Raw genomic sequence first — 6653 nt, 5'->3', positions numbered from 1 at the left:
GGTCACGTCGCCTGGAGCCGTCCCTGCGGTCGCTTCCACCTGGGCCGCGCCGATCGCCGCGGCTGCCGACTCCCGGCTCCGCGGCGGGCGCCAGCTCGACGATGTGCCGGATGCCGTCGCCGTCCACCGCGATCACCAGATCGGCACCCGGCGTCCACTGCCGATCCGCGATACCGTCCAGCGCCCCCGCGACCGGTTGCGGGCATCGCAAATCCGCGATCACGTCGGTGCTGCGATATCGGTGCACGCCGGCGCGGCCCCGTTCGTCCACCGCCAGCCGCACGCGGGTGCGCCACCCGCCGATCGTCTCGCCGGACTCGATCGGCTCCACCAGCACCTCGCGCTCGATCCCGGCCACCCGGCGCAGCTGTTCGGCCACCACCGTGGCTTTCAGCGCGCGCTGGGCCGACGGTGTGGCGAAGGAGAAATCACAGCATCCGGCGCCGCCTGGACCGGATACCGGGCAGGTGGGGGGCACCCGGTCCGGTGATGCCTCGAGCACCTCGACGGCGTCGGCCCGGCAGTACGAGCCGCCCCGGTCCTCGGTGACCCGGGCGCGCACCAGTTCTCCGGGCAGCCCGTGCCGGACGAACATCACACGCCCCTCGTGCCGTGCGACGCAGAAGCCGCCGTGCCCCGGCGGCCCGAGCCGCACCTCGAACGTGCTTGTCCGCCGATCACTCATCCCGAATGCTCCATGGACATCATGTCCGGTCCCCGTACCCGCGCCGCACCGCGCCGGGGGCGTTCACCACACCGGGCACCCTCGCCCGCGCGGACGAACTCAGCTGCCACGGCACGCTGGTCACCATCACGCCCGGCTCGAACAGCAACCTTCCCTTCAGCCGCAGCGCGCTCTGGTTGTGCAGCACCTGCTCCCACCAGTGGCCGACCACGTACTCCGGGATGAACACCGTCACCACGTCGCGGGGGGCGTCCTTGCGTACCCGCTTGACATAGTCGAGAACCGGCTTGGTGATCTCCCGGTACGGCGATTCGATCACCTTCAGCGGCACCGTGATGTCGCTGTTCTCCCACTCCCGCACCAGCGCCCTGGTGTCGGCCTCGTCCACGTTCACCGTCACCGCCTCCAATGTGTCGGGCCGGGTGGCGCGAGCATAGGCCAGTGCCCGGCGGGTGGGCAGGTGCAGCCGGGAGACCAGCACGATGGAGTGCGAGCGGCTGGGCAGCACGCCGTCCCACTCGTGCTCGTCCAGCTCGCGGGCGACCGAGTCGTAATGCCTGCGAATCATCTTCATCACCACGAAGATCGCGACCATGGTGAAGATGGCGATGTAGGCGCCGGCGAAGAACTTCGTGACCAGCACGATCACCAACACCGCGCCGGTCGCGCTGAGACCGACCGCGTTGATCACCCGCGACCGCTTCATCCGGGCGCGCTGCCGCGAGTCGGTCTCGGTACGCAACAGACGCGTCCAGTGGCGCAGCATGCCGGTCTGGCTGAGCACGAACGAAACGAAAACGCCGACGATGTAGAGCTGGATCAGCTTGGTCACCTCGGCGCTGAACATCACCACGAACGCGATGGCGGCGCCGGAGAGGAACAGGATGCCGTTGCTGAACGCGAGCCGGTCGCCTCTGGTGTGCAGCTGCCGGGGCAGGTAGCGATCCTGCGCCAGGATCGAGCCGAGCACGGGGAACCCGTTGAACGCGGTGTTCGCGGCGAGGACGAGGATCAGCGCGGTCACCGTGGTGATGAAGAAGAAGCCGAGCGGGAATCCTTCGAACACGGTCTCGGCGAGCTGCGCGATGAGCGTCTTCTGCTGGTAGTCCTGCGGCGCGCCGGTCAGGTCGGAAACGTTGTGCGCGTAGACGATCCCGATCTTCTGGGCCAGGATGATGATGCCCATCAGCAGCACGATCGCGATCGTGCCCAGCAGCAGCAGCGTGGTGGCGGCGTTGCGCGACTTGGGTTTGCGGAACGCGGGGACGCCGTTGCTGATCGCCTCCACACCGGTGAGCGCGGCGCAGCCGGAGGAGAACGAGCGCGCGATGAGGAAGGCGAACGCCAGGCCGTAGAGGGGTTCGTGCTCGGCCAGCCCGAAACCGGCCGATTCGGCGCGCAAGTCCTCGCCGAGCACGAAGATCCGGAACAGGCCCCAGCCGAGCATGACGAACATGCCGACGATGAACGCGTAGGTCGGAATCGCGAAGGTGGTGCCCGATTCCCGCACACCACGCAGGTTCATCGCGGTGAGCGCGGCGATGGCCAGGACCGCGAACAGCACCTTGTGGGTGGCGACGAACGGAATGGCCGAGCCGATGTTGGACGCGGCCGAGGAGATCGACACCGCCACGGTGAGCACGTAGTCGACCAGCAGCGCGCTGCCGACGGTCAAACCCGCGGTGGGTCCGAGGTTGGTGGTGGCGACCTCGTAGTCGCCGCCCCCCGACGGGTAGGCGTGCACGTTCTGCCGGTAGCTGGCCACCACCACCGCCATCACGAAGGCGACCGCGAGGCCGACCCACGGGGCGTACAGGTAGGCCGAGATGCCTGCGGCCGACAGGACGAGGAAGATTTCTTCGGGGGCGTAGGCGACCGATGACATGGCATCGGAGGCGAACACCGGGAGCGCGATTCGCTTCGGCAGCAAGGTGTGACCGAGCGAGTCACTGCGGAAAGGCCTGCCCAGCAGCACTCGCTTCGCTGCCGTCGTCAACTTGGACACTGGAGCGAGCATAGGCCCCCGCACGGTGGATCGCGCGCGTGGCTCGCAGGTTTGCTCGGCGGCTGGAGGGGGAACGTGGCCGGTGGAATCATTCGACGGGTAGCGTTCGACCGAACAGCTAAGCAGACCGAACACCATGGTTCCAGGAACGAGGTTGCACGGTGTACGTAGTGATCATGGGGTGCGGGCGCGTAGGCTCCTCGCTCGCCCATGCCTTGGTCCGCATAGGTCACGAGGTCACCGTGATCGACCGGGACTCCAGTGCGTTTCTGCGCCTCGGCTCCGACTTTCCCGGCAATCGGGTCACCGGCGTCGGATTCGATCGGGATGTGCTGATCAGCGCCGGAATCGAACGGGCGGGCGCGTTCGCGGCCGTCTCCTCCGGCGATAACTCCAACATCATCTCCGCTCGGGTCGCCAGGGAGATGTTCGGCGTGCAGCGCGTCGTCGCCCGCATCTACGACGCCAAACGCGCGGCCGTCTACGAGCGCCTCGGCATCCCGACCATCGCCACGGTGCCGTGGACCACCGACCGCTTCCTGCGCGCGCTCATCGGCGACGCCAGCACCACCACGTGGCGTGATCCCACCGGGACGGTTGCTGTGACTCAACTGACGCTGCACGAAGAGTGGTACGGGCGCACCGTGCGCGACCTGCAGCAGACAATCGCGGCGAGAGTCGCGTTCATCATCCGTTTCGGCCAGGGACTACTGCCCGACAGCAAGACCATCGTCCAGGCCGACGACATCGTCTACGTGGCCGCGACATCCGGCACCGTGGGCGAGGCCGTCGCCCTGGCCGCGAAGCCCCCAGCGAGCGAGGACTGAACATGAAAGTGGCCATCGCCGGAGCAGGCGCCGTGGGCCGATCGATCGCCAGGGAGCTGCTGCGCGCCGGGCACCGGGTGATGCTGCTGGAGCGTCAGCTCGAGCACATCGATCCCGAGGCGATCCCGGACGCGGTCTGGGTGCACGCCGACGCGTGCGAACTGGCGCTGCTCGAGCAGGCCGGACTGGAGACCTACGAGGTGGTCATCGCGGCCACCGGCGACGACAAGACGAACGTGGTGCACAGCCTGCTGGCCAAGACCGAGTTCGGGGTGCGCCGGGTGGTTGCCCGGGTGAACGATCCGCGCAACGAATGGCTCTTCGACGCCTCATGGGGTGTGGACGTCGCGGTGTCAACACCTCGGCTGCTGGCCTCGCTGGTCGAGGAAGCGGTGTCGGTCGGGGATCTGGTGCGCCTGATGACGCTGCGCCAGGGCCAGGCGAACCTGGTGGAGATGACGCTGCCCGCGGACACCGCGCTGGCGGGCAAGCCGGTGCGTGCGCTCACCCTGCCGCGCGACGCCGCCCTCGTGACGATCCTGCGCGGCGGACGGGTGATCGTGCCGCAGCCGGACGACCCGTTCGAGGGCGACGACGAACTGCTGTTCGTGACCTCGGTGGAAGCCGAGGAAGACCTCCGGCTCGAGCTCGCCAACCACGGCATCAGGCCATAACCCTCCGATACGGCCGATGCGTCCCCGGCGGAGCACCGCCGGGGATTACGCGGCCAGCTTCAGCTCCGCGCGCAGCTTGTTCAGCGCGCGGTGCTGCATAACCCGGACCACACCCGGGCTGGTGCCGATGGCCTCCGCGGTCTGCGCCGCCGACCAACCGAGCACGATGCGCATCACCAGCACCTCACGGTGCGCCGGCGCCAGCACTTTCATCAGTTCCCTTGTGGCGGTGCGGCGTTCGGAGGCCAGCGCCCACTCCTCGGGCCCGGCGGCGGAGGACGCGGAATCCGGGACGTCGGCCACCGGGTAGGCGGGATGCTGCTGGGAGCGGCGGAACGCGTCGGCAACCTTGTTGGCCGCGATGCCGTAGACGAACGCCAGGAACGACTTGCCCTGGTCGCGGTAGCGCGGGATGGCGTTGACGGTGGCCATGAGAATCTCCTGCACCACGTCGTCGGCGGTGACCTGCAGATGGGCAGTATTGCCCAGGCGCGCACCGCAGTAGCGCCGCACCAGCGGGTGCACGAACCGGATGATCTCGGCGACCGCCTGGCGGTCTCCCGCGGCCGCCGGACCGATCAGTTTGTCCAGCTCGGCCGATACTCGGCGGCTCTCCGAGAGAGCGGGGTTGTGGTTCTTGGGCAGCGCCGCGGTGTTGTGCTCGGTAGCCACGTCCGAGTCCTTCCTTGCGATCCAGTGCGTGTTTGCGATACGCATTGATCGTCTGACGAACTCGGGACGCCAACCAGGCACCCCAGGGTGGGTTACCACCCACCTCGGCGGTGGTCCTTCCCCCACCCCTATGGGATTCGCCGGCCCGCGGCGGAAAGTTAACGCTCAGGCGGGTCCGGTCGCGACCGCCGTCTTGGCGGGCAGATGACCTGCGCGGCGCACCGCCCAGATGGTGACGCCCAGCGCCACGGCCGTCAGCGGCCAGCCCATCGCGATGCGGGCGACCGCGAGCCAGCCGGTCCGATCGGTGTCGTAGAGCTGCGACTGCACCAGATAGCGGGCGCCGAAGACCAGGACCCACGTGCCGGTGGCCAGGTCGTACAGGCGCACGAGCCGGGGATCGGAACGCCAGTCGGAGCCGTGACCGTTCAGGACGCCCCAGATCACGCCGACCAGCGGCCGGCGGAACAGGATGGAGGCCAGGAACACCCCGGCGTAGACGAGGCTGGTGTAGATCCCGAAGAGGAAGAACCCCTTGGCCTCCCCCATCCGGTAGGCGATGAAAGCACAGACGCCGACACCGAGAAACCCGGAGATGGCGGGCTGGACGGGACTGCGGCGCACCAAGCGCCAGACCAGGATGGCGGCGGCCACGCCGAGTGCCGCCCAGATCGCGGCGCTCAGCCCGGCGACACTGTTCACGGGGACGAACACGACGACGGGCAGTGTCGAGTAGATCAGGCCGCTGAAGCCGCCCAGTTGTTCAAGGAGGGTCTGCTCGGCACGTTCCTCGTCACGGCCGAGGTCGAGCCCGGTGCGATCGCCTGAGCCTGCGTTGTCGTCGCTCGATGGCATACGTCAGCTGTTCCCGCGCAATTCGTAGTAGGGGTTGTAGATCACTTTGCGGCCGTCCCGGTCGCCCACCCGGCCACGGACCAGGATGCGCCGCCCCGGCTCGATGCCGGGAATGCGCCTGCGCCCGATCCAGACCAAGGTGATGGCGTCGGTGCCGTCGAAGAACTCCGCCTGCAGACTGGCGCCGGCGGACTTGGGACATGCTTCGACGCTCCGGAGCCTACCGAGCATGGTGGCCTCGTCACCGCGCCGACACTCCGACGCGCGGTGCGCTCCTGACGCCTCGGAAGTCTCGGCCAGCTCTTCGGCATCCAGCTGATCGATATCTTCGGTCAGTCTGCGGCCCAGACGTCGAAAATAACCTGAGGCTGCGGATGACATTGTGCACGCTCTCCTGCATAGAGCAGATGGCGTGGGTCGCACACCATCGTGGATGGTTCCAACCGCACGGCCTGCTGAGGCCGTACACCGCCACTGTAGATGGGCTCGGCGGCCCCCGCTACGCTCGGACCGGTGTTCGACTCCCCACATCCGGCTCGAGTGGTGGCGCTGCCCGGCACCGGATCCGACGCCGATTTCGCCCGGCGCGCCTTCGGCCCAGCCAGCGCGGCACGGGGTCTCGACTTCATCGCGGTGGAACCGGATCCGCGCCGGGTGGTCGCGAGCTGCCGGGCCGGATTGGCGGCGGCGGCGCGGTCGGGGCCGGTTCTCGCAGCGGGGATCTCGCTCGGTGCAGCGATCGCGCTGGAGTGGGCGGCCGAGCACCCGGATCGTGTGGTCGGGGTCGTCGCGGCGCTGCCCGCCTGGACCGGGCCCGACACCGCGACGTGTCCGGCCACGCTCAGCGCCGCGGCGACCGCCGCACAGCTGCGCGCCGACGGCCTGGCGGTGGTGCTCGCCCGCATGCGGGCGAGCAGCCCGCAGTGGCTGGGGGG

8 protein-coding genes are annotated in these 6653 nt (G+C 68.8%); 3 read left to right on the top strand and 5 right to left on the bottom strand.

Features of this window, described 5'->3' with window-relative positions; genetic code table 11:
- The coding region (locus tag NA4_RS26520; RefSeq protein WP_373862837.1) for a TRAM domain-containing protein at positions 1–685 on the bottom strand (685 nt) is incomplete at its 3' end.
- A 19-nt stretch (positions 686–704) separates the two neighbouring features.
- Positions 705–2690 (bottom strand): APC family permease, encoded by a 1986-nt coding sequence (locus NA4_RS26515; protein WP_067475655.1) that lies wholly within the window; start codon positions 2688–2690, stop codon positions 705–707.
- Between the two features lie 161 nt (positions 2691–2851).
- On the opposite strand from NA4_RS26515, the gene NA4_RS26510 reads away from it, so the two are divergent.
- Together NA4_RS26510 and NA4_RS26505 are read left to right on the top strand one after the other, a co-directional pair.
- Positions 2852–3517 carry a potassium channel family protein gene (locus NA4_RS26510; protein WP_067475652.1) on the top strand — a complete coding sequence of 222 codons (666 nt, stop codon included), beginning with the start codon at positions 2852–2854 and terminating at the stop codon, positions 3515–3517.
- Between the two features lie 2 nt (positions 3518–3519).
- On the top strand, positions 3520–4191 hold the full coding sequence (locus NA4_RS26505; protein WP_067475649.1) for a potassium channel family protein: 672 nt from the start codon (positions 3520–3522) through the stop codon (positions 4189–4191).
- Positions 4192–4236: 45 nt separating this feature from the next.
- Here the strand turns inward: NA4_RS26505 and NA4_RS26500 are convergent, their stop codons facing one another.
- The 3 genes from NA4_RS26500 to NA4_RS26490 all read right to left on the bottom strand — a co-directional run bounded on the left by NA4_RS26500 (position 4237) and on the right by NA4_RS26490 (position 6099).
- Positions 4237–4863, bottom strand: a complete 627-nt coding sequence (locus tag NA4_RS26500) for a sigma-70 family RNA polymerase sigma factor (RefSeq protein WP_245671602.1) — start codon at positions 4861–4863, stop codon at positions 4237–4239.
- A gap of 165 nt (positions 4864–5028) precedes the next feature.
- A complete protein-coding gene (locus NA4_RS26495) occupies positions 5029–5718 on the bottom strand; it encodes a DUF3159 domain-containing protein (RefSeq protein WP_084497461.1) in 690 nt (229 codons plus the stop codon).
- Between the two features lie 3 nt (positions 5719–5721).
- A complete protein-coding gene (locus NA4_RS26490) occupies positions 5722–6099 on the bottom strand; it encodes an OB-fold nucleic acid binding domain-containing protein (RefSeq protein WP_067475646.1) in 378 nt (125 codons plus the stop codon).
- Between the two features lie 132 nt (positions 6100–6231).
- Between NA4_RS26490 and NA4_RS26485 the strand changes: the two genes are divergently transcribed.
- Positions 6232–6653: alpha/beta fold hydrolase (locus tag NA4_RS26485; protein ID WP_507763402.1), on the top strand; the 422-nt coding region annotated here is incomplete at its 3' end.

The organism is Nocardia amamiensis NBRC 102102, from assembly GCF_001612745.1.
Classification (GTDB): Bacteria; Actinomycetota; Actinomycetes; order Mycobacteriales; family Mycobacteriaceae; genus Nocardia; species Nocardia amamiensis.
Note: the sequence above shows the minus strand (reverse complement) of the source record. Positions and strands in the feature narration are given on the sequence as shown.

What these genes read in the sequence shown, in the direction of transcription:
- NA4_RS26505 (WP_067475649.1), top strand. Translation starts at nt 3,520, where the DNA reads ATGAAAGTGGCCATCGCCGGAGCAGGCGCCGTGGGCCGATCGATCGCC.
- NA4_RS26495 (WP_084497461.1), bottom strand. Translation starts at nt 5,718, where the DNA reads ATGCCATCGAGCGACGACAACGCAGGCTCAGGCGATCGCACCGGGCTC.
- NA4_RS26490 (WP_067475646.1), bottom strand. Translation starts at nt 6,099, where the DNA reads ATGTCATCCGCAGCCTCAGGTTATTTTCGACGTCTGGGCCGCAGACTG.